19 protein-coding genes are annotated in these 20,835 nt (G+C 71.9%); 10 read left to right on the forward strand and 9 right to left on the reverse strand.

The genetic code is table 11. The features are described from left to right. Nucleotides 1-4 precede the first annotated feature (4 nt). Both kdpB and kdpF read right to left on the reverse strand, forming a co-directional pair. Nucleotides 5-3,625, reverse strand: coding sequence for a potassium-transporting ATPase subunit KdpB (gene kdpB, locus ACZ4M5_RS17730; RefSeq protein WP_467737741.1), 3,621 nt, complete (start codon nt 3,623-3,625; stop codon nt 5-7). Beyond that, nucleotides 3,626-3,715, reverse strand: coding sequence for a K(+)-transporting ATPase subunit F (gene kdpF / locus ACZ4M5_RS17735; RefSeq protein ID WP_016434100.1), 90 nt, complete (start codon nt 3,713-3,715; stop codon nt 3,626-3,628). 407 nt (nt 3,716-4,122) lie between these two features. On the opposite strand from kdpF, the gene ACZ4M5_RS17740 reads away from it, so the two are divergent. The 6 genes from ACZ4M5_RS17740 to ACZ4M5_RS17765 all read left to right on the forward strand — a co-directional run bounded on the left by ACZ4M5_RS17740 (nt 4,123) and on the right by ACZ4M5_RS17765 (nt 9,083). Further along, complete coding sequence (locus ACZ4M5_RS17740; RefSeq protein WP_467737743.1) at nt 4,123-4,362, forward strand: hypothetical protein; 240 nt, start codon at nt 4,123-4,125, stop codon at nt 4,360-4,362. 232 nt (nt 4,363-4,594) lie between these two features. Then, nucleotides 4,595-5,932 carry a chloride channel protein gene (locus tag ACZ4M5_RS17745; protein ID WP_467738047.1) on the forward strand — a complete coding sequence of 446 codons (1,338 nt, stop codon included), beginning with the start codon at nt 4,595-4,597 and terminating at the stop codon, nt 5,930-5,932. Between the two features lie 176 nt (nt 5,933-6,108). Continuing rightward, nucleotides 6,109-6,948, forward strand: a complete 840-nt coding sequence (locus tag ACZ4M5_RS17750; protein ID WP_467737745.1) for an SDR family oxidoreductase — start codon at nt 6,109-6,111, stop codon at nt 6,946-6,948. A 28-nt stretch (nt 6,949-6,976) separates the two neighbouring features. Then, nucleotides 6,977-8,473: a cytochrome ubiquinol oxidase subunit I gene (locus ACZ4M5_RS17755; RefSeq protein WP_467737747.1), complete on the forward strand. Its 1,497-nt coding sequence runs from the start codon at nt 6,977-6,979 to the stop codon at nt 8,471-8,473. Further along, nucleotides 8,470-8,598, forward strand: coding sequence for a hypothetical protein (locus ACZ4M5_RS17760; RefSeq protein ID WP_467737749.1), 129 nt, complete (start codon nt 8,470-8,472; stop codon nt 8,596-8,598). Before ACZ4M5_RS17755 ends, ACZ4M5_RS17760 begins: the two co-directional genes overlap by 4 nt. After that, entirely contained in the window at nt 8,553-9,083 is a 531-nt protein-coding gene (locus ACZ4M5_RS17765; protein ID WP_467737751.1) for a hypothetical protein, read from the forward strand. The genes ACZ4M5_RS17760 and ACZ4M5_RS17765 overlap by 46 nt, the downstream gene beginning before the upstream one ends. A gap of 12 nt (nt 9,084-9,095) precedes the next feature. On the opposite strand, the gene ACZ4M5_RS17770 is transcribed toward ACZ4M5_RS17765, so the two are convergent. Further along, nucleotides 9,096-10,934 (reverse strand): glycoside hydrolase family 15 protein, encoded by a 1,839-nt coding sequence (locus tag ACZ4M5_RS17770; RefSeq protein ID WP_467737753.1) that lies wholly within the window; start codon nt 10,932-10,934, stop codon nt 9,096-9,098. Nucleotides 10,935-11,462: 528 nt separating this feature from the next. Between ACZ4M5_RS17770 and ACZ4M5_RS17775 the strand changes: the two genes are divergently transcribed. Next, complete coding sequence (locus tag ACZ4M5_RS17775) at nt 11,463-12,221, forward strand: YhjD/YihY/BrkB family envelope integrity protein (protein ID WP_467737755.1); 759 nt, start codon at nt 11,463-11,465, stop codon at nt 12,219-12,221. A gap of 246 nt (nt 12,222-12,467) precedes the next feature. Here ACZ4M5_RS17775 and ACZ4M5_RS17780 read toward each other — a convergent pair whose 3' ends face one another. Beyond that, nucleotides 12,468-12,848: an amphi-Trp domain-containing protein gene (locus ACZ4M5_RS17780; RefSeq protein WP_467737757.1), complete on the reverse strand. Its 381-nt coding sequence runs from the start codon at nt 12,846-12,848 to the stop codon at nt 12,468-12,470. A gap of 161 nt (nt 12,849-13,009) precedes the next feature. After that, the gene (locus ACZ4M5_RS17785) at nt 13,010-13,984 is read right to left on the reverse strand and encodes a helix-turn-helix transcriptional regulator (protein ID WP_467737759.1); all 975 of its coding nucleotides are present in this window, start codon (nt 13,982-13,984) and stop codon (nt 13,010-13,012) included. A gap of 57 nt (nt 13,985-14,041) precedes the next feature. Between ACZ4M5_RS17785 and ACZ4M5_RS17790 the strand changes: the two genes are divergently transcribed. Next, a complete protein-coding gene (locus ACZ4M5_RS17790) occupies nt 14,042-14,482 on the forward strand; it encodes a RidA family protein (protein ID WP_467737761.1) in 441 nt (146 codons plus the stop codon). A 64-nt stretch (nt 14,483-14,546) separates the two neighbouring features. On the opposite strand, the gene ACZ4M5_RS17795 is transcribed toward ACZ4M5_RS17790, so the two are convergent. Beyond that, a complete protein-coding gene (locus ACZ4M5_RS17795) occupies nt 14,547-15,986 on the reverse strand; it encodes a Gfo/Idh/MocA family protein (RefSeq protein WP_467737763.1) in 1,440 nt (479 codons plus the stop codon). Between the two features lie 245 nt (nt 15,987-16,231). Here ACZ4M5_RS17795 and ACZ4M5_RS17800 point away from each other — a divergent pair, with 245 nt between their 5' ends. Further along, entirely contained in the window at nt 16,232-17,272 is a 1,041-nt protein-coding gene (locus ACZ4M5_RS17800; protein ID WP_467737765.1) for a vWA domain-containing protein, read from the forward strand. Between the two features lie 81 nt (nt 17,273-17,353). Here the strand turns inward: ACZ4M5_RS17800 and ACZ4M5_RS17805 are convergent, their stop codons facing one another. Further along, nucleotides 17,354-18,406 carry an enoyl-CoA hydratase/isomerase family protein gene (locus ACZ4M5_RS17805; RefSeq protein ID WP_467737767.1) on the reverse strand — a complete coding sequence of 351 codons (1,053 nt, stop codon included), beginning with the start codon at nt 18,404-18,406 and terminating at the stop codon, nt 17,354-17,356. A 260-nt stretch (nt 18,407-18,666) separates the two neighbouring features. On the opposite strand from ACZ4M5_RS17805, the gene ACZ4M5_RS17810 reads away from it, so the two are divergent. Beyond that, the gene (locus ACZ4M5_RS17810; RefSeq protein WP_467737769.1) at nt 18,667-18,831 is read left to right on the forward strand and encodes a hypothetical protein; all 165 of its coding nucleotides are present in this window, start codon (nt 18,667-18,669) and stop codon (nt 18,829-18,831) included. Nucleotides 18,832-18,902: 71 nt separating this feature from the next. Here ACZ4M5_RS17810 and ACZ4M5_RS17815 read toward each other — a convergent pair whose 3' ends face one another. Together ACZ4M5_RS17815 and ACZ4M5_RS17820 are read right to left on the reverse strand one after the other, a co-directional pair. Further along, complete coding sequence (locus tag ACZ4M5_RS17815) at nt 18,903-19,598, reverse strand: GAF and ANTAR domain-containing protein (RefSeq protein WP_467738049.1); 696 nt, start codon at nt 19,596-19,598, stop codon at nt 18,903-18,905. A 159-nt stretch (nt 19,599-19,757) separates the two neighbouring features. Beyond that, nucleotides 19,758-20,786, reverse strand: a complete 1,029-nt coding sequence (locus ACZ4M5_RS17820; protein ID WP_467737771.1) for a LacI family DNA-binding transcriptional regulator — start codon at nt 20,784-20,786, stop codon at nt 19,758-19,760. Between the last annotated feature and the right edge of the window lie 49 nt (nt 20,787-20,835).

Genomic DNA, 20,835 nt, shown 5'->3' on the forward strand with positions numbered 1-20,835 from the left:
GCTCTCAGCCGATTCCTGGGACGAGGGAGATGAGCAGGTCGATGAGCTTGATGCCGACGAAGGGCGCGACCAGCCCGCCGACGCCGTAGACGGTGAGGTTGCGGCGGAGCATCCGGTGGGCGCTCATCGGCCGGTACCGCACTCCCTTGAGGGACAGCGGCACCAGCGCGACGATGATCAGCGCGTTGAAGACGACGGCCGACAGGATCGCGGAGTCGGGCGAGGACAGCTGCATGATGTTCAGCCGGTCGAGGCCCGGATGGACCGGGGCGAACAGCGCCGGGATGATCGCGAAGTACTTGGCGACGTCGTTGGCTAGGGAAAACGTCGTCAAGGCGCCTCGTGTGATGAGGAGTTGTTTGCCGATCTCGACGATCTCGATGAGTTTGGTCGGATCGGAGTCGAGGTCGACCATGTTGCCGGCCTCCTTCGCGGCCGACGTGCCCGTGTTCATCGCGACACCGACGTCCGCCTGGGCCAGAGCGGGGGCGTCGTTGGTGCCGTCGCCGGTCATCGCGACCAGTTTGCCGCCCGCCTGCTCCCGTTTGATGAGCGCCATCTTGTCCTCGGGGGTGGCCTCCGCGAGGAAGTCGTCGACCCCCGCCTCCCGCGCGATCGCCTGGGCGGTCAGGGGGTTGTCGCCCGTGATCATGACGGTTCTGATGCCCATGCGGCGCAGTGCGCCGAACCGTTCGCGCATCCCGTCCTTGACGACGTCCTTGAGGTGGACGACGCCGAGCACCCGGGCGCCGTCGGCGTCCTCGACCGCGACCAGCAGCGGGGTGCCGCCGGCCTGCGCGATCCGGTCGGCGATCGTGGCTGCGTCCTCCGCGATGGTTCCGCCCTGCTGCTCGACCCAGGCCATGACCGAGGCCGTGGCGCCCTTGCGGATCTTGCGGCCGCCGGTGTCGACGCCCGACATCCGCGTCTGGGCCGTGAAGGGGATCCATGCGGCGCCGGTGAGGTCGCGTTCGCGCAGTCCGTGCCGTTCCTTGGCCAGGACGACCACCGAGCGGCCTTCCGGGGTCTCGTCCGCCAGCGACGACAGCTGCGCCGCGCCGGCCAGTTCGGCCTCGCTGACACCGTCGACCGGCTCGAACGCTGCGGCGCGGCGGTTGCCGAGGGTGATGGTGCCGGTCTTGTCGAGCAGCAGCGTGGAGACGTCACCGGCAGCCTCCACCGCGCGGCCGGACATGGCCAGCACGTTGCGCTGGACCAGGCGGTCCATGCCCGCGATGCCGATGGCGGAGAGCAGCGCGCCGATCGTGGTCGGGATCAGGCAGACCAGCAGGGCCACCAGCACGACCGGTGTCAGGCGGGCGCCGGCGTGGTCCGCGAAGAACGGCAGGGTGGCGCAGGCCAGCAGGAAGACGAGCGTCAGCGAGGCGAGCAGGATGTTGAGGGCGATCTCGTTGGGCGTCCGCTGCCGTGCCGCGCCCTCGACGAGGCCGATCATCCGGTCGATGAAGGTCTCCCCCGGCCTGGTCGTGATGCGGACGACGATCCGGTCGGACAGCACCTTCGTGCCGCCGGTGACGGCCGAACGGTCGCCGCCCGACTCGCGGATGACCGGCGCTGACTCGCCGGTGATGGCCGACTCGTCGACGGAGGCCACGCCCTCGACGATGTCTCCGTCGCCGGGAATCACGTCGCCGGCCTCGCAGACGACCAGGTCGCCGATGCGCAGGTCGGTGCCGGGGACGGCCGTACCGTCCAGCTTGCGGGCGACGCTGCCGGTCCTGGCCTTGCGCAGGGTGTCGGCCTGGGCCTTGCCGCGGCCCTCCGCGACGGCCTCGGCCAGGTTGGCGAAGACCACCGTCAGCCACAGCCACGCGCTGATCGTCCAGCCGAACCGGTCACCGGGGTGCGCGAGACAGGAGAGCGTGGTCAGCACGGACCCGACCCACACGACGAACATGACGGGCGACTTGACCATCACGCGCGGGTCGAGCTTGCGGACGGCGTCCGGCAGGGACGCGATCAGCTGCCCGGGGGCGAAGAGGCCGGCGCCGACGCGGCCTCGCGGGGCCGGGTGCCCCGTCGGTGTGTCCGGACGGGGAGCGAGAGCGGGAGTGGACATAGCCAGCGAGCCGGCCAGGGCGAGCACGAGGACCATGGGCAGGAAGCGGCCCAGCAGCATGGCCAGTCCGGTCGCGGTGTTGAACCAGTCGGTGTTCGCGTCGAGGCCCGCGAAGGCCGAGCCGTTGTTGTTCGCGGCGGAGGTGAAGGCGTAGAGCACTTCGGAGAAGCCGTGCGCGCCCGGGTTCAGCATCGAGTGGGCCGGAGTCGGCAGGGCCAGGGAGGCGGCCGTGAAGACGAGCACCAGGGCCGGGGTGACAAGGATGGAGCAGGCGGCGAGCTTCATCTCCCGCGCGCCGATCTTCTTGCCCAGGTACTCGGGTGTGCGTCCGACCATGAGGCCGGCGATGAACACCGCGACGACCGCCAGCACGAGCATGCCGTAGAGGCCGGACCCCGTGCCGCCGGGTGCGATCTCGCCCAGCATCATGCCGAGCATCGTGAGACCGCCGCCGAGCCCGGTGAAGGACGAGTGGAAGGAGTCCACCGCGCCGGTCGAGGTCAGGGTGGTCGACACCGCGAAGATCGACGAGGAGCCGACGCCGAAGCGGACCTCCTTGCCCTCCAGGGCGCCGCCCGCGCCCCGGAGCGCGGGGCCGTGAGCCGTGAACTCGCTCCACATCATCAGGGCGACGAAACCCAGCCAGATGGTGAACATCGTGGCGAGGACGGCGTGGCCCTGCCGCACCGAGCCGACCAGGACACCGAACGTGCGGGTCATCGAGAAGGGGATCACCAGGATGAGGAAGATCCCGAAGAGGTTGGTGAACGGCGTCGGGTTCTCGTACGGGTGCGCGGAGTTGGCGTTGAAGTAGCCGCCGCCGTTGGTGCCCAGCTCCTTGATCGCCTCCTGTGAGGCGACGGCCCCGCCGTTCCACTGCCGGGAGCCGCCCATGAACTGACCGACCTCGTGGACGCCGGAGAAGTTCTGCAGCACGCCGCACGCCACCAGCACCACGGCCGCGACCGCCGCGGCCGGCACCAGGATCCGTACGGTGCCGCGCACCAGGTCGGCCCAGAAGTTGCCGAGTTCGGCGGTGCGGACGGGGGTTCCTGCGCCGAAGGGGAGTCGGCGCTGAGAGGCGAAGCCTCGCACGAGGGCCACCGCGACGGCCATGCCGACGGCGGCGGACAGGAAGTTCTGCACGGCGAGACCGGCGGTCTGCACCACGTGGCCCATGGTCTGCTCGCCGTAATAGGACTGCCAGTTGGTGTTCGTCACGAACGACACGGCCGTGTTGAACGACTGCGCGGGGCTCACGGAGGCGAACCCGAGCGAGCCGGGCAGCACACCCTGGAGACGCTGGAGCAGGTAGAGGAACAGGACCCCGACGACCGAGAGGGCGAGGACGGCACGCAGATACGCCGGCCACCTCATCCCGGTGTCCGGGTCGGCGCCGATGCCCCGGTAGATCCACTTCTCCACCCGCAGGTGCTTCGGCGAGGAGTAGACGCGGGCCATGTAGGTGCCGGCGGGGACGTACACGAGCGCCAGGGCGGCCACGAGGGCCAGCAACTGGAGGACGCCCGCGAGGACGGGACTCATCTAGAACCTCTCCGGGAAGATCAGGGCGAGGACGAGATAGCCCAGCAGGGCGACGGCCACGACCAGGCCGACGATGTTCTCGGCGGTCACAGCCGGTCACCCCCTTGGCGACGAGGGCCACCAGCGCGAACCCCGCGAGCACGGTGAGGACGAAGGCCGCATCGGCCATCGCGAACTCCTGAGTGAAGGTCGACGGAAACGGACCAGAACAGGAGAACGCCCCGGTGGCCGGATCGGACCGGTCGTTGACGGCTCCCATACAGCACCGGGCCCGGCCTTGACGCGGCCTTGACGCCCCGTCGTCGGCGGCGAGGACGTCTTCACCCCGCGTGGTGGCCGCGTCCCGGAACAGCCGCGAACGGAGCAGTGGCAGCGAGCCCGTTACGGTCCTCTGTGCGGCTTTTGTCGGAACGTTGCTCGTTCTCCACCCCGTGACGCCCATCCTTCGGCGCCTGCCGGGCACCCGGAGGGCACGCCGCGTCCGGGAGGAAGAGCCCATGCTGATACTCGCCGTCCTGTTGCTGCCCGGGATCGCTCTGCTCCTGACGGGCATGAGCGCGATCGAGGACCGGCTCCTGCGCGAGGCGGAACCGGGCGGTGCCCGGCACGCCCGATCCCGTCGCCTGCGCCTCGTCCACGGGGGCAGGTCGTCCGGGGACCGCGACGAGGACGGAGCCGGCGACACCCGCACGCCCGTGTCCGCCCGCCGCGCCGCCCCGCGCGACAAGGCTGCCTGACCGGCACGCGTGCGTGCGCGACCACGGACGTGCGCAGGCCCGGGCCGAGTGCTGCAATGGCTGAGGAGGGCGTCCCCGACGGGAAGGCGACGGCGTGGTCCACGAGCCGGAACACCCGACTGACCCAGGCGCCGGGAAGCAGCCGGGACAGCGGCCGGCCCCCGACGACGGCACACAGCCGGAGCACCCGGACGGCCCAGGGGGTGGCGCGCAGCCGGAGGAGGCCGAACGGCTGCGGGAGCTGCTGCGCAGCCCGGACTACCGCAAAGCCCTCGTCTTCTCCGCGCTCATCGGCGTCCCCGTGTCCCTGGCCGCCTTCTGGTTCCTGGCCGGCCTGCACGAACTCGAGCACCAGCTGTGGGACGAGCTGCCGCATCAGTTCGGCTGGGACACCCCTCCCTGGTGGTGGCCGCTGCCGCTGCTCACGGTCGCCGGACTCGTGGTCGGCCTGGTCGTACGGCACCTGAAAGGGGCGGGCGGTCACCTGCCGGCCGGTGGTCTGCATGCCGGCGGGATGACCTCGGCGGCCCTGCCGGGCGTTCTGCTCGCGGCGCTGGCCGGCCTGCCCTTCGGCGCGGTCCTGGGCCCCGAGGCGCCGCTCATCGCACTCGGCGGCGGCCTGGCCCTGCTCCTCGCGCACCTGGCCCGTGCCCCCGCGTCGCCGCAGAGCGCCGCCCTCCTGGGGGCGGCCGGTGCCGCGGCGGCCCTGCCGGCGATCTTCGGGAACCCCGTGATCGGCGCGGTCATCCTCATCGAGGTGGCAGGCGTCGGCGGGCCGCAGCTGTTCGCCGTGATGCTCCCGGCGCTGCTGGCCAGTGGGATCGGCTCGCTCGTGTTCACCGGGTTCGGCCGCTGGACCGGCCTGTCCACCGGGAACCTGTCCCTGGACCTCGGGGTGCCCTCGCCGCGCCTGGACGCCGGGGACGTGGTGTGGTCCGTGCTCATGGCGGTGGCAATCGCCGTCGTCCTGCATCTCGTCCTGGACGGCGGCCGGCTGACGGCCGCGTTCATCGCGCGCGGCCCCGTCGCCCGTACGACGGTGTGCGCCCTGGCGGCCGGGGTGTGCGCCTCGGTGTACGCGCTGACCGTCGACCGCTCCCCCGCGGACGTGGCCTCCTCCGGCGAGGCGATCCTGGCGCGGATGGCTCAGGATCCGCATGCCTGGGGTGTGGGCGCCCTGGTCGCGGTGCTGGTGTGCAAGGCGGCGGCGTACGCGCTCTGCCTCGGCAGCCTGCGCGGCGGCCCCGTCTTCCCCGCGCTGTTCCTCGGGGCCGCCGCGGGCGTCCTGCTGGCGCCCCTGCCGGGACTGGGGATCGTGCCCGGCATGGCCGCCGGCATGGCCGCGGCGGCCGCGGCCACCCTGCGTCTGCCGGTGAGCAGCGTGGTGCTCGTGGTCCTGATCCTCGGCGGCGCCGGGATGACGCCCGTGGTGATCCTCGCGGCCGTGACCGCCTTCGTCACGGCCCAGTTGCTTCCGGCCGGTCACCCCGTGCCGGCCCTCGGCGAACCCGCCGGGCCGCCGTCCGGCACGCCGGCGCGATCGCCGCAGGACCGTCCCGCGCCCATCTGACCGCGTCCCGGCGCGCAAGCGGCCGGGGACCGCCTGCCGGTGGGCGAACCTGCTCCCTCGGTCGGCCCAACCCGGCCCCGTGCGGCGTGCCGGCGCCGGGCCACGGTGATTGTGTGACCCTGCCCCGGCGCCTCGGCCCGGGTCATCCCGGCCACGCAGTGGAGGAGACAGTCATCGTGCAGTCGACCGCGAGCGCGCCCCGCGACGTGATCCCCGCCCACCTGCTGAAAGGCCAGAAGGCGTTGGTCACCGGCGCCAACTCGGGCATCGGCAGGGCGACGGCGATCGCCCTGGGCCGGGCCGGTGCGGACGTGGTCGTGAACTACGTGACCGGCCCCGAACAGGCCGACGAGGTGGTCGCGCAGATCGAGTCCTTCGGGGTGCACGCGGCGGCCCACCAGGCGGACGTCTCCGCCGAGGACCAGGTGGTGGCCATGATGGGGCGAATGGTCGAGGAGTTCGGCACGATCGACATCCTCGTCGCCAACGCCGGGATGCAGCGTGACGCGCCGCTGACCGAGATGACGCTGGGCCAGTGGCAGAAGGTCCTGGACGTGAACCTCACCGGGCAGTTCCTCTGCGCCCGGGAGGCGAGCAAGGAGTTCGTCCGGCGCGGCGTCGTCCCCGAGGTGTCGCGCTCCGCCGGCAAGATCATCTGCATGAGTTCCGTGCACCAGGTCATTCCGTGGTCCGGGCACGTCAACTACGCGGCCTCCAAAGGGGGTGTGCAGATGATGATGGCGACCCTCGCGCAGGAGCTGGCACCGAAGAAGATCCGCGTCAACGCCATCGCCCCGGGCGCCATCAGGACGCCCATCAACCGCGACGCCTGGGACACTCCCGAGGCCGAGGACGACCTGCTGAGACTGATCCCCTACGACCGCGTCGGCGATCCGGAGGACATCGCGTACGCGGCGGTGAGTCTCGCCTCGGACCTGATGGACTACGTCGTCGGCACCACGCTGTACGTGGACGGCGGGATGACCCTCTTCCCCGGCTTCGCCACCGGCGGCTGACCCGCGACGGCTCACCGGACGGACTCGGATGCACACCACCGTGCAGGTGCTGGCGGACGCCCCCGCCCAACTGCTTCCCGCCAGGTCCCTGATGGCCTTCACCCTGGCGTCCCACATCATCCTGGTGCCGCTGGGCGTGGCCTTGCCCCTGATCACGCTCATCCTGCACGGCTACGGCCTGCGGCGCGGCGACCGGACGGCGCTGCTGCTGGCGCGGCGCTGGTCGGCGGTCATGGCGGTCCAGTTCGCGATCGGGGTGGTCACCGGCACGGTGCTGTCCTTCGAGTTCGGGCTGCTGTGGCCGGGGCTGATGGGCCGCTGGGGTGACGTCTTCGGCATCGGTTTCGGCGTCGAGGCCTGGGCGTTCTTCCTGGAGGCGGTGCTCATCGCCATCTACCTGTACGGCTGGCGGCGGCTGCCCGCGCGCACCCACTTCCTGCTCGCTCTCCCGCTGCCCGCGGCGGCCCTGCTCGGCGCCTTCGGCATCCTCGCCGCCAACTCCTGGATGAACACCCCCCGCGGCTTCACCCTGGACGCCGCGGGCGACCCCGTCGACGTGGAGATCCGAAAGGCGATCTTCACGCCCATGTTCGGCCCGCAGTACTGGCACTTCGTCGTCGCGATGCTCGTGACCGCCGGGTACGTCGTGGCGGGCGTCTACGCCGTCGGACGGCTGCGCGGCCGCCACGACCGCTACCACCGCCTCGGCTTCACGATCCCCTTCACCGTCGCCGCGGTGTTCACGCCGGTGCAGTTCTTCCTGGGCGACTCCATCGCCCGGCAGGTGTTCCACAAGCAGCCGGTGAAGTTCGCCGCGATGGAGATCGTCTGGAAGACCGACACCCATGTGCCGGAGTACCTGTTCGGCCGGCTCCATCCCGACGGCAGCGTCTCCGGGGGCATCAAGATCCCCCAACTCGACTCCATCCTGGCCGGGTTCCGTCCGGACACCCGCGTCACCGGCCTGACGTCCGTTCCCGCCGACGCGCGGCCGACGGCCACTCAGGCCACCATCGCCCACTGGGCGTTCGACATCATGGTAGGCATCGGCACCGCCCTGCTGCTGCTCGCCCTGTGGTACGCCCTGGTGTGGCTGCGCCACCGGCGGCTGCCGGCCTCCGCCTGGTTCTACCGGTGCGCCGCGGTGGCCGGGGTCGCCTCCGTGGTGGCCGTGGAGTGCGGCTGGATCACCACCGAGGTGGGCCGCCAGCCCTGGATCGTCTACGAGAACATGCGGGTGGCCGACGCCGTGACCTCGACGCGCTCGACCACCTTGTGGACCATGTTCGCGCTCGTCGTCGTGGTGTACGTCTTCGTCTTCGGGTCGTTCCTCGCGGTCCTGCTGAGGATGCGCACCCGCTGGCGCACGGCCGACGCCGGGCCGGGCACGTCGGCCGGCGTCGGGGAGACCGCCCGCGCACCGGAGACGGACGCGCCGTACGGTCCGCGTCCCGCAGTACCGTCGCGTGCCGGGCCGGGACCCGGCAGCGAGCCGTCCGCGCCGCCGCCCGGGGACCGGCCGTGATCGCCGACGTCATCGCCGTCGTCCTGCTGCTGGCGATCGCCGCGTACGTCCGCTGCTGCTCGGCGGTGACCCCTGGGTGGTGGACCTCGCCCACGCCCTGCGCACCGCGGGTGCCGACGTGCTGATGTGGGCGGCGTCGGAGCGGCAACGGGCCCGGATCCAGGCCGCCGGCGTCGAACCGGCCGCCGAGGAACTCCTGGCCGCGGCCACCGACCCGGAGGCGCGGCTGGAGGGCGTCACCTCGGTGTTCCTGCTGACGGACGACGACGACTTCAACGCGCTCGTCTCGGTCGTCCTGCGGGACAGCGTCGACGGCCCGGTCTACCGGATCGGTCCGCCTCCCGACACCCCGGGCGTGGTCGCGCCCTACGCCCCCGGGGAGACCCTCTTCAGCCGTGAGCTGGTCCGGCACACCGTCGCGGCCCGGCACGGCGGTGGTGCCCGCTTCCGTGTGCAGCCCGCGTCCGCGCCGCTCCCGCCGGGGCACGAGACGCTGTTCGTCGTGCGGCGGGACGGCCGCCTGGACCCCGCCACCGAGGGCGGGACACTCGCCGCCGGCCCGGGCGACACCCTCGTGGTCCTGGAACCTGCCCCGACCGAGGCCGACTGAACTCCCTTCCGCTCAGGCCCGGTTGAGGGCGGCATCCAGGGTGATGGCCGCGTCGATCAGCGCGAGGTGCGTGAACGCCTGCGGGAAGTTGCCCAGTTGGCGGCCCTGCGGGTCGATCTCCTCGGCGTACAGGCCGAGGTGGTTGGCGTACCCCATCATTTTCTCGAACACCAGCCGCGCCTTGTCGGTCCGGCCCGCGCGGGCCAGGGCGTCCACGTACATGAAGGTGCACAGCGAGAAGGTCCCCTCCGCGCCGCGCAGACCGTCGGGGGACGCCTCGGGGTTGTAGCGGTAGACCAGGCTGTCGCTGACCAGTTCCTCCTCCATGGCCTGCAGGGTGGAGGTCCAGAGCGGGTCGTCGGGCGTGATGAACCCGACGGTCGCCATGCGCAGCAGCGAGGAGTCGAGGACCTCGCTGCCGAAGTGCTGGACGAACGCCCCGCGTTGCTCGTTCCAGCCCTTCGCCATGACCTGCTCGTAGCAGGCGTCGCGTGCCGCGCGCCAGCGCTGGACGTCGGCCGGTCTGCCGTTGGACTCCGCGAGCCGCAGCGCACGGTCGAAGGCCACCCACGACATCACGCGCCCGTACGTGAAGTTCTCGCGGCCGCCGCGGGTCTCCCAGATGCCTTCCTCCGCCTGGTCCCAGTGGTCGACCAGCCAGTCCAGGTCCGTGAGCAGCGCGTTCCAGCCGTGGTGTCCCACCCGCAGGCCGTGCCGGTGTGCGAAGGAGATGCTGTCGAGCGCCTCTCCGTAGATGTCCAGTTGCAGCTGGGTGGCGGCGCCGTTGCCGATCCGCACGGGCGCGGAGCCGGCGTACCCCTCCCAGTGGTCCAGCGTGAGCTCGTCGAGGTCCTGGGAGCCGTCCACCGCGTACATGATGTTCAGCGGCCCGGTGTCGCTGTCCCGTCCGGCGCGTTCCGCGACCCGGTCGCCGAGCCACTGGATGAACGCCCGGGCCTCCTCGGTGAACCCCAGACCGAGCAGGGCGTACACCGAGAAGGAGGCGTCGCGGATCCAGGTGAACCGGTAGTCCCAGTTGCGCTCGCCGCCGAGTTGCTCGGGGAGCGCGGCCGTCGGGGCGGCCACCACGGCACCGGAGGGTGCGTACGTCATGAGTTTCAGCGTGATCGCCGAGCGCTCCACGGTCTCGCGCCAGCGTCCGGTGTAACGCGACTGCCGCAGCCAGCCGCGCCAGAACGCGACCGTGTCGTCGAACAGCCGCCCGTACTCGGCCAGTCGGATCTCCCGGGGCGGCCCGTCGGCGGCCCACTCCAGGACCATCCCGCGCTCCAGGCCCGCCTCCAGGGTGAGGGTGAAGTGCAGGGCGTCCTCCCGGTCGGTGAGGACGTCGAGCAGTTCCTCGTCGTCCGGTTCCCGCACGGGGTGCACGGTGAGGCGCGCCCCGCGTTCCCCGGCGAACACCGCGCCGTGCTGGCCGATGTGCAACCGGTGGGGCTCGCGCCCGTAGTCGAAGCGGGGATCGACCTCGATCTCGAACGTCATCCGGCCGCGCACGCAGCGGATCATCCGCACCAGCCGGTGACTTTCGGTGACGGAAGTGCCGGTGACGGGCATGAAGTCGATCACTTCACCGGCTCCGGCCTCGGTCATGAACCGGGTGACCAGGATGGCCGTGTCGGGCAGATACAGCTGTTTGGTGGCGTAGGACCGGTGGCGGGGACGGATGGTGCAGTGCCCGCCCTTGTTCCGGTCCAGGAGCGCGCCGAAGACGCTGGGCGAGTCGAACCTCGGGACGCAGAACCAGTCGACGCTGCCGTCCGTGGTGACCAGTGCCGCGCTCTGCAGGTCGCCGACGAGTCCGTGGTTCTCGATCAGCGGGTAGTCGTCCATCGGGCCGCCCTTCCGGTGCGCGATTCACCCGAACGCCCCCGGCAACAGGGTAAGCCGGAGCCGCGGGCCGGCGCGCGGGCTGCACCCGGCGGCGGGGTGGGAGGCGAGCGGTGTGACGGCGTCCAGCCGCCCCGTCCCGGGGGCGTGGTGCACGCGCGGGCGGTATGGCGGGGTGCCGTGAGCCGCGACGTCGCGCACTCTGGGTGAGGAAGGGAGCAGCGTGATGGGGACTTCTCCAGGTGGGCCGTCGGCGACGTGGACACGGCCGGCGTGTGCGGGTCCCGTGTGCCCGCCGTGCGGTCGGGCCGCCTGCCGTCCCGGTGCCGTGTGTCTGCGCGCGCCGGTCGGCGTGGGCCACGCGCCCCACCCGGCGGAGTGAGCGGCGGGGCCCGCGTGTCACGCCGGACGTCCCGGGTGCCCGGCCCGTCGTGGTGGCGGGCCCGGACCGGTGGGTGGGCGAGCAGGCTGCGTACGCTCGCCGCTCGGCTGAAGGCACGTTTTCCCCTGCTCACGGCTCTGATCGAGCGCATGGTCGCGGTCAACATCTTCGACTCGGCGACCCGCATCGCGGCGCAGTCCTTCCTCACCGTCATCCCGTTGCTCTTCGTGCTCGGCGCCTACGCTCCGTCGGCCCTGAAGGACCAGGTCGCGGTCTCGGTGAGTGCCGTGTTCGGGTTGTCCGGGCAGGAGAAGGCCCAGATGCATCAGGTGTTCCAGCCGCCCACGACCGAGCTGCGGCAGGCGACCGGCCTGATCGGCGGTCTGATGGTGCTGCTGTCGGCCACCGCGGTGAGCCGGGCCGTGCAGCGGCTGTGCAGACGGGCCTGGCAACTGCCGCGCTCGGGCCCGTCGGTCGCCGCTTGGCGATGGCTGGCGTGGATCGCCCTGTGGCTGGGCGCCCTGTTCGTGCAGGGACTGTTGCGCAGCGAGCTGGGGACGGTCCTGGGCTTCACGATCAGCCTGCTGATGCAGACGGGCATGTGGTGGTGGACCCAGCATCTGCTGCTGGGCCGGCTGATCGGCTGGGGCCCGCTCCTGCCGGGGGCCGTGGTCACCGCGCTCGCGGTCAGCGGTCTGTCGGTCGCCGCCCACTTCTACATGCCGCGCGCCCTCGAACGGGCCCTGGACGCCTACGGGGCCGCCGGTTCGGTCTTCGTGCTGCTGTCGTGGCTGATCGTGCTGTGCGTGGCCATCGCGGTCGGACTGAGCGTGGGCGCCGTACTGTCCCAGGCCCCGTCGCTGCGTCGCAGGCTCGGCACCGTCGTGCCACCGCCGACGGGCGGCTGACGGACCCCGCGCTGCCGGCGTGCACGGGTCGTCCGCGCGTCTGCCGCACACTCGAGGCAGCTCCCTCAGCTTCTGTGCCGAACTGAGGGAGCCTCGCGCTGATGGGCTCCCGGGAACCGACCTCCGCGTACGACCGAGGCTACTCTTCCGCGACGACCGCCGCTCCGGCCTGCGCGGGAACTCGCTGAGCGGAGGTGGGAGGCGTCCGGCGTGCCCACCGGCTGTCGGCCGTGCCGCCGGACGTGCTCAGGACGACTTGGCGGCGGGCCGCTTCGCGGTCCTGCTCCGCCCGGCGCCGCGCCCGGCGCTCGCGGCAGTGTCCTTGGGCCGCTTCGCGGAGGTCGCCTTGGCCGTCTCGGAGGCCGCCGTCTCCTTCTCGGATCCGGAGGGGCGCGAGCCCGTCCCGGTGGACCACTTGAGCTCGATCTCCAGCTCGACCTCGCCACCGCCGATCTCGACCTCGATCTCGCTGCGCAGACCGTCGGGGATCCGCAGGGTCAGTGTGCCGGAGCCGAGTTTCAGCTCGGCGTCCTCGCCCTCCCGCAGTGCGTCCGCGAGCGCGGTGAGCTGGTCGGCGGCCTCGCGACGGGACAGTGTGCGCTTCTGCTCGAACTTGAGATCCTTCATGGTCGCCCTCCGATCGGGCACGAATGACGCGACAAGCATCATTCTCGCGCGGTCCTTCGGATCGAACCTCTTCGCGCGCGCCTGGTCGGCGGTACGCAGCCGGGCGGCGACCGGGGCACCGGCACACCGTCGCGGGCATGCCCGATGACGGACCGCACCTCTCAGGAGGGTCCCGAGTAGCGGGTGGCGAGGGCGGTGGCGCGGGTGCGCAGGGCGTCACGGAGCCACTGCGGGGTCAGGGCCTCCGCGTCCGGGGCGAGGTGCCACAGCGCCCACTCGGCGTGCCTCGGGTCCTGGAAGGCGACCTCCATCCGCAACCGCCCGTCGGTCTCGGTCTCCTCGGCGAGGACGGCCACCGCCGTCCCCACCAGCTCCTTGCGCCGGGCCGCGGCCACGCGCAGCAGCACGGTGACCCGGTCCCCGCCGTCGCGGAACCGCGCGCTGCGTTCCCGCCAGACGCGGTCCAGGTCGACGCCGTCGGCGCGGCGGGCCGGTTCGGGTTGCTCGCGGGCGGCGAGGATGCGGGACAGGCGGTAGGTACGGTCCGCTCCGGACCGGGTGGCCAGGAGGTAACCGTGGCCCCGCACGGTGACCAGGCCGACCGGGTCGACGGTGCGCCAGGCGGGGTCCCGGTCCACCGCCGCGTAGTGGATGCGCAGCCTGCGCCCGGCGAAGACCGCCCGCCGCACCTCGCCGAGCACGGCGTCGGGTACCTCCTCGGCGTCCGAGCGGCGTGCGAGCAGGTCGATGTCCGGCTCGACGAGCAGGCGCCGGGCGGCGCCCGCGGCGGCGGCCCGGGAGTCCTCGGGGAGCGCGTCGACCACTTTGCGCATCGCCGAGGCGAGCGCCGAGCCGAGGCCGAACGCCTGGGCGCCGCGGCGGGATCCGGCGACCAGCAGGGCGAGTGCCTCGTCGTGGGTCAGCCCGGTGAGTTCGGTCCGGAACCCGGGCAGCAGCGCGAAGCCACCGTGCCGGCCGCGTTCGGCGTAGACCGGTACCCCGGCCGCGGACAGCGCCTCGATGTCGCGCAGCACCGTGCGGGTGGACACCTCCAGTTCACGGGCCAGCGCGGTCGCGGAGAGCCGTCCGTGCTGCCGCAGCAGCAGCACCATCGATACCAGCCGGTCGGCGCGCATCCGCGAAGCCTAGCGAGATACGTGACACAGGGTGTCACGTATGGCTTGCGAGGCTGCTTGCGTCACTGTCCCTTCCGCACGCAGGAGGTGGTCCTCGTCGCGCACACGTTGGTCAATCCGCGGGAACTGCACGATCCGGTCCCGTTCGGCTACAGTCACACCGCCCTCGTCCCGGCGGGCACGGAACTGCTGTTCGTGGCGGGCCAGTTCGGGTCGGGTCCCGACGGCACGGTCGTCTCGGGCGACTTCGCCGAGCAGGTCGAGCAGGCGTTCTGCAACCTCGGTCACGCCCTCGCCGCCCACGGGCTCGGGCTCGGCCACGTCGTCCAGCTCAGGACGTACGTGGTGAACCACGACGTCGGCAAGCTCGGGCCGATCGCCGCGGCCGTGCTCGAGAGGTGGGGTGAGCGGCCCCCGGCGCAGACGCTGATCGGCGTCGCCGGTCTGGCCACGCCCGAGGTGCTGTTCGAGGTCGAGGCCGTCGCAGCCCGGCACTGACACACCGCCCGCCCGCGTCGAGCCCCGGATCGGTCGGCGCGGGCGGGCGGTCCGAGGGGCGGCGTCAGGGCACGGGCGGCATCTCGGAGGGGCGGGTGTCGAGTCCCGGGCGGCGGTTCACCCATGCTCCCCGGGTGAAGTCCGGGATCCGCACGGGGCGCCCGCCCGCCGCCAGGGACTGTGCGCTGAGCGGCACGGGCGAGCACCACACGGCCGCGTCGTAGACGTCGATGTCGGGGACGAGCCCGGACCGCATGAGCTGGACGGTGCGCCACTGCAGCACGTAGTCCATCCCGCCGTGGCCGCCGTTGTTCCCGGCGTCGTCGCCGATCTTCGTCCAGAGCCAGTGGTCGAACTCCTTGCGGTAGGCGTCGAAGTCGCGCCAGGTGTGCCCGCCGTGGTCGGGCTCGACGTAGATCCGGCCGCCGGTCGCCGAGGTGCCCGCGTAGTCCTCGAAGATGCCGCGGGTGCCGGCGAGGCTGTTGATCCGGCTGTACGGGCGGGGCGAGCTGACGTCGTGCTCGGCCCGGACGGTGCGGCCCTTCGCGGTGTCGATCAGGCAGGTGACGAGGTCACCGTTGACGTAGGTCTCCTTCCAGGAGGGGTGCGACCGCGGAACGAACCGCTCGCGGTAGTCGGCGAGGCCCCTGGGCTCGGTCGCGGTGGCGCGCAGCGTCGTCAGCCGGTCTCCGCGGTTGACGTCCATGGCGGCCGCGATCGGCGCGAGACCGTGCATCGGGTAGAGCGAGGCGGTGCTGCGCGTGTGCCACCTCCGCCGCCAGGCATCGGTGTAGTACGTGTCCGAGAAGAGCAGTTCCCGCAGGTCGTGCAGGTAGCCGCCGTGTCCGTTGGTGAGGTCGCCGAACAGCCCGTCGTGGGCCATCCTGAGCATCGCCAGTTCGTTGCGGCCGTACGAGCAGTTCTCCGCGAGCATCAGGTGCCGCCGGGTGCGCTCGGAGGTGTCGACGAGGTCCCACAGTTCCTCGAGCCCGGTGGCGACGGGCAGTTCGACCAGGGCGTGCTTGCCCGCCCGCAGGGCGTCCCTGCCCTGTCGGTGGTGGAACTCCCACGGTGTGGCGATGTAGACGAGGTCGACGTCGTCACGCCGGAGCATGTGGGTGTAGGCGTCGTCCGAGCCGCCGTACTCGCCGGGGCGCGGCCGGCCCTGGGAGGCCAGCCGGTCGGCGACGCGGCGGGCGCGGTCGGCCCGTATGTCGCACACCGCGGTCACCGTGCAGCCGGGGACGGCGGACCAGCCCTCGGCCATGCCCGAGCCCCGGTTGCCGAGTCCGATGAGGCCGACGCGGACGGTCCGGTGCTCGTCGAACGGCACGTTGATCATGGACTTCTGGCCCGGCGCGCGACGCGGTGAGAGGTTCGCCGGCACGTCGGGCCGGTCCCGTGCCGCAGCAGCCTGCGCCGTGCCCAGACCGGCCGCGGCAGCGCCGCCGGCCAGTGCTCCTCCGAGGAGCAAACGCCTGGTGACTTCGGGGATTTCGGGCATGGGGGTGCACGCTCCTCGGGTCCGCGGATCGGCATCACTCGGTGGGGACGACTGTGGAGGGAGTGTCATCGCCATGTCAATAGATGCTCGATGGGGAGGTGTTGCGAGCAGGAATGAGCATGCCGACGGTCACGGAGGGGCGACCGCCGAGCCGTTCGGGCCCTCCGGAGGCCCGGAACCAAGATCGATTGTCAGTGGTGGATGAGAGGGTGGAAACACCAAGCCCGGAACGAGGGGGAGTTGTGATGTCCGGAACTCAGAATTACATCAACCACGTTGCTCTCGTGCTGGATGCCAGCTCGTCCATGTCGCATCTCAGCCGCAAAGTCGTGGAAGTCGCCGACCAGCAGATCGCCTATCTCGCCCGCCGTTCGAGGGAGCTGGACCAGGAAACCCGTGTCACGGTGTACGTATTCGCCGACAAGGTGGAGTGCGTCATCTACGACAAGGACGTCCTGCGCATGCCGTCGCTGAAGCAGTTGTACCGGACCGGCGGAATGACCGCCCTGCTCGCGGCCACGCTCACGTCACAGCGGGAGCTGGCACAGACGGCGCAGCTGTACGGGGACCACAGCTTCCTGACGTTCGTGCTGACGGACGGGCAGGAGAACGCCAGCCACCGCTGCCCGGACGCCCCGAGCAGGAACGCGCGTGACCTGGTCCGGGCGGTGGCCCGGATGATCGAGACCCAGCAGGACAACTGGACGCTGGCCGTCCTGGTGCCCGACCAGATGGGCAAGCGCGAGGCCATGCAGTGCGGTTTCCCGAAGGACAACATCGCCGTGTGGGACGCCACGAGCACCCAGGGACTGGAAGAGGCCGGTCAGGTCATCCAACAGGCCACCGAGAATTTCATGGTGGGCCGTGCGCGGGGAATTCGCGGCTCCCGGGCGGTTTTCTCCACGGGCGCCGACGCGGTGAATGAGAACACCATCAAGGCGGCCGGTCTTACACCGGTCGATCCGTCGACGTACCAGCTCATTCCGGTGGCCCGGGACGCGGCGATCCGTGACTGGGTCATCGAATGCGGGCACGCCTATCGCACCGGAGGGGCCTTCTACCAGTTGAGCAAGTCGGAGAAGATTCAGGCGCAGAAGCAGATAGCGGTGCTGGAGAAGAAGACCGACCGGGTGTACACGGGGCCGGAGGCCCGGGCCCTGCTCGGCCTGCCGGACACCGAGGTCCGGGTGAAGCCCGACCACAACGACCACTTCACGATCTTCGTACAGAGCACCAGCGTCAACCGCAAGCTGGTGCCCCACACCCGCCTGCTGCTCATGCTCTGACGTCTCACCCCAGACCGTCAGCAGCCAAAGACGGCTCAGGACGACGGGCCTGCTGACCCGTCGCCCCTCCGGGTGACGCCCTCACTCCAGGGCCAGCCCCAGTTCGCGCTCGCCCAGCGGGCCGAAGAAGCGCTCCACGTCGGCGTCGCCGACCTCGGCAAGGGTCCTCGGCGACCAGCTGGGCCTGCGGTCCTTGTCGACCACCTGGGCACGGACGCCCTCCACCAGATCCGGCATGGTCAGCGCGGCGCACGACACGCGGTACTCCTGATCCAGGACCCGTTCCAGCGTGCCCAGCCTGCGGGCCCGGCGCAGGGAGGCCAGGGTGACCTTGAGGGCGGTCGGCGACTTCGACAACAGGGTCTCGGCGGTCTCCTTCGCCGCGGGATCGCCGTGCGCGAGCAACCGGCGCACGATCTCCTCGACACGGTCGGCGGCGTAACAGGCGTCGATCCAGTCGCGCGAGGCCGCCAGCACGCCCTGCGGAGGCGTCCGGGCCACACCTGCGACGGCCTCGGCCGCCGGCAGGCCGGCCAGGGAGTCGAGGAGGCCCGGCAGCGAGTCCGACGGCACGTAGTGGTCGGCGAGTCCGCACAACAGGGCGTCGGCGGCTCCGATCTGAGCACCCGTCAGGGCGAGGTGGGTGCCCAGTTCGCCCGGCGCCAGGGCGAGCAGATGAGTGCCGCCGACGTCCGGCACGAAGCCGATGCCGGTCTCCGGCATGGCCACCCGGGACCGGTCGGTGACGACGCGGACGTTCCCGTGCGCCGAGACACCGACGCCGCCGCCCATGACGATGCCGTCCATCACCGCGACGTACGGCTTGGGGTAGCGCGAGATCCGGGCGTTGAGGCGGTACTCGTCGCGCCAGAACGCCGCCGACGCGGAGCCGTCCCCGTCACGGGCGTCGTCGTGGATGGCACGGATGTCACCGCCCGCACACAGGCCGCGCTCCCCCGCGCCGGTGATCACGACGGTCTTCACCGCCGGGTCCCGCTCCCACGCGGCGAGGGCCTCGTCGATGCGGCGGACCATGGTGTGGGTGAGCGCGTTCAGCGCCCTCGGCCGGTTCAGTGTGATGTGTCCGGCGTGCCCGGTGGTGTGGAAGAGGACCGGTTCCTCGGCCGTGCTCATCGGACCGTCTCCCTCAAGCCGTGGACCACGTTGCCGCCCCTGTCTCCTCGTTCCTTCGGGTCGCGGTGGCAGAGTTGCTCGCCCCCCGCCGTGCAGGTGGCGAGGGGCTTCCGCCCACCGGGACCCTACGTTGCCCGACGCCTGACCGGGAGGATCGGGCGGGGTGGGCGAAACGTGGCCGTGCGCTGCCGGAGTACCCGATCGCGGTCGTCGGTCCCCCGCACAAGGGGCACCCGGCCGGTCAGAGGGAAGGAGCCGACATGAGCAGTCCCGACCACGAGCTGTCCCATCCGCTGGAGGAAGTCACCGGAGAGAAGGACGTGCCTCCCGAGGAGGAAGGGGCGACACCGCCCGACACCGGCGACGGGAGCCGGCCGGAAGACGGCGACGCGCCCGAGGCCTCCGACGAGACGGAAGCACCATGAGGGCGCTGTGAGCGGGGCGGGAAGCCGTGCGTTCGGCGTCCCGCCCCGTCGTGCCGCTTCCCGCGGGCCGCTCAGGGGCGGGGCCGCAGGGGCGGCGGAGGTGTGGGCGGGCGGCCGGCGATCTCGGTCAGCACGTGTGTACGGACGTCGTGGAGCTTGCGGTTGGTCTGCTGGGACAGACTGCGCAGCAGGCCCAGCGCCTCTTCCTCGGCGCACTGCCGTTGCTGCATGACGACGCCGATGGCCTGGTCGATCACCCGGCGGGAGGCGAGTGCGCTCTGCAGGTCCCGGGTGAACTCCTCCGCGTCGGCCAGCCGCTGGGCCAGGGCGATGGCACCGCCCGCCTGGGCCGCGGAGAACGCCAGCGCGTGCCGGTCGTCGGCCGTGAAGGCGTCGGGCTCCTCGGCGTAGAAGTTGAGCGCGCCCGCGGTGTGGCTGCGTACGGGGATCGGCACCGACAGGGCGGAGCGGACGCCCAGGGACGCGGCGAAGCGCGGGTAGGCCGCCCAGCGGCCCTCTTCCAGCATGTCGGGCACGTGGACGATCTCTCCGGTGCGCAGGGCCTGCAGGCAGGGCCCGTCGTCCTGGCCGTACTGCTTCTCGTCGAGCTTGTCCGCCACTCCCCCGGTGCTGACCACGGTCAGCGGGCGGCCGCTGCGCTGCACCGTCACCCCGCAACCGTCCGCCGCCGAGGCAGCGACCGCTTCGGCGACCAGGTGCTGCAGGAAGTCTCGCAGCGTGTCGGTCTCCAGCAGCCAGTCGATCATGTCCAGGGCGCGCCGCTCCTGATCCGGCCGGTTCACCGCCCGTCACCTCCTCCAGCATGAACCCGTGGCCACTTCTCCATTGTGCTGATACCCGGGCCGTACGCGATACGCCTGCCTCATCGCCCCTCGGCGAGCAGGGAGGCGCCGGTGGCCACCGGGTCAGGGGGCCGCTGTCGCCGCAGGGTCCGTGGTGCCCCGCACGATCAGCCGGTGCGCGATGGTGAGGTCGGAGGCCGGCAGATCGTTCCGCGGGCTGTAGATGCGGTCGGCGAGACACTGCAGGGCCCGCTGAGCGATCTGGCGCTTGTCGGGCGAGACGGTGGTGAGGGACGGGTTGCTGAAGCGGCCGTCCTCGATGTCGTCGAAGCCGACGATCGCCAGGTCGCGCGGTACGGACACGCCGCGGGCGTGCGCGGTGTGCAGGGCTCCGAGGGCCAGTTCGTCACTGAAGGCGAACACCGCGTCGGGGACGGTGTCGCCGTCGAGGAGGTGTGCCATGGCCCGGGCGCCGTCGGAGCGGTGCAGCGACGTCACGGCCAGCTCCCAGTCGGGGCGGGGTGTGAGGCCGGCGCGCCGCAGGGCCCGGCGCCAGCCTTCGGCGCGCTGCTCGGCGGTGCCGTTCTCCAGGTGCGGCTGGAGGCCGATGGCGGCGATGCGGCGGTGCCCCCGCGCCAGCAGATGGGTGGTGGCCTCGTCCGCCGCGGCCACGTTGTCCACGGCGACCCGGTCGGCCAGGCCCTGCGGGCTGCGCTCGCCAAGCAGGACGACCGGCAGTGCGCGGGCGGTGTCGGTGAGGTCGCGCGCGCCGAGGGCCCAGGGGCTGATGATGAGCCCGTCCATCACGCGGCCGCCGTCACCGGTGAGCAGCCGCCGCTCCGCTTCGGCGTCGCCCTGCGTCTGGTCGATGATCACGGTCCAGGAGCGGCGGCGCGCCTCGTCCACCAGCAGTCCGGCCAACTCGGCGAAGTACGGCGAGTGCAGCTCCGGGATGGCGAGTCCGATGATGCCGGTGCGGCCGGCGCGCAGGCTGCGGGCGGCGAGGTTGGGCCGGTAGCCCAGTTCGTCGATCGCCTCCTGCACTCGCTGCCGGGTCTCGGCCGACACCCGGGCGGATCCGTTGACCACGTTCGACACCGTGCGCGCGGACACTCCCGCGCGGGCGGCGACGTCTTTCAGGCTGCTCCTCACCCGCACATCGTGGCATGCGCCGATCGCGCCGGGACAAGATCCCCGCAAG

It is taken from the genome of Streptomyces sp. NPDC026246, assembly GCF_055567995.1.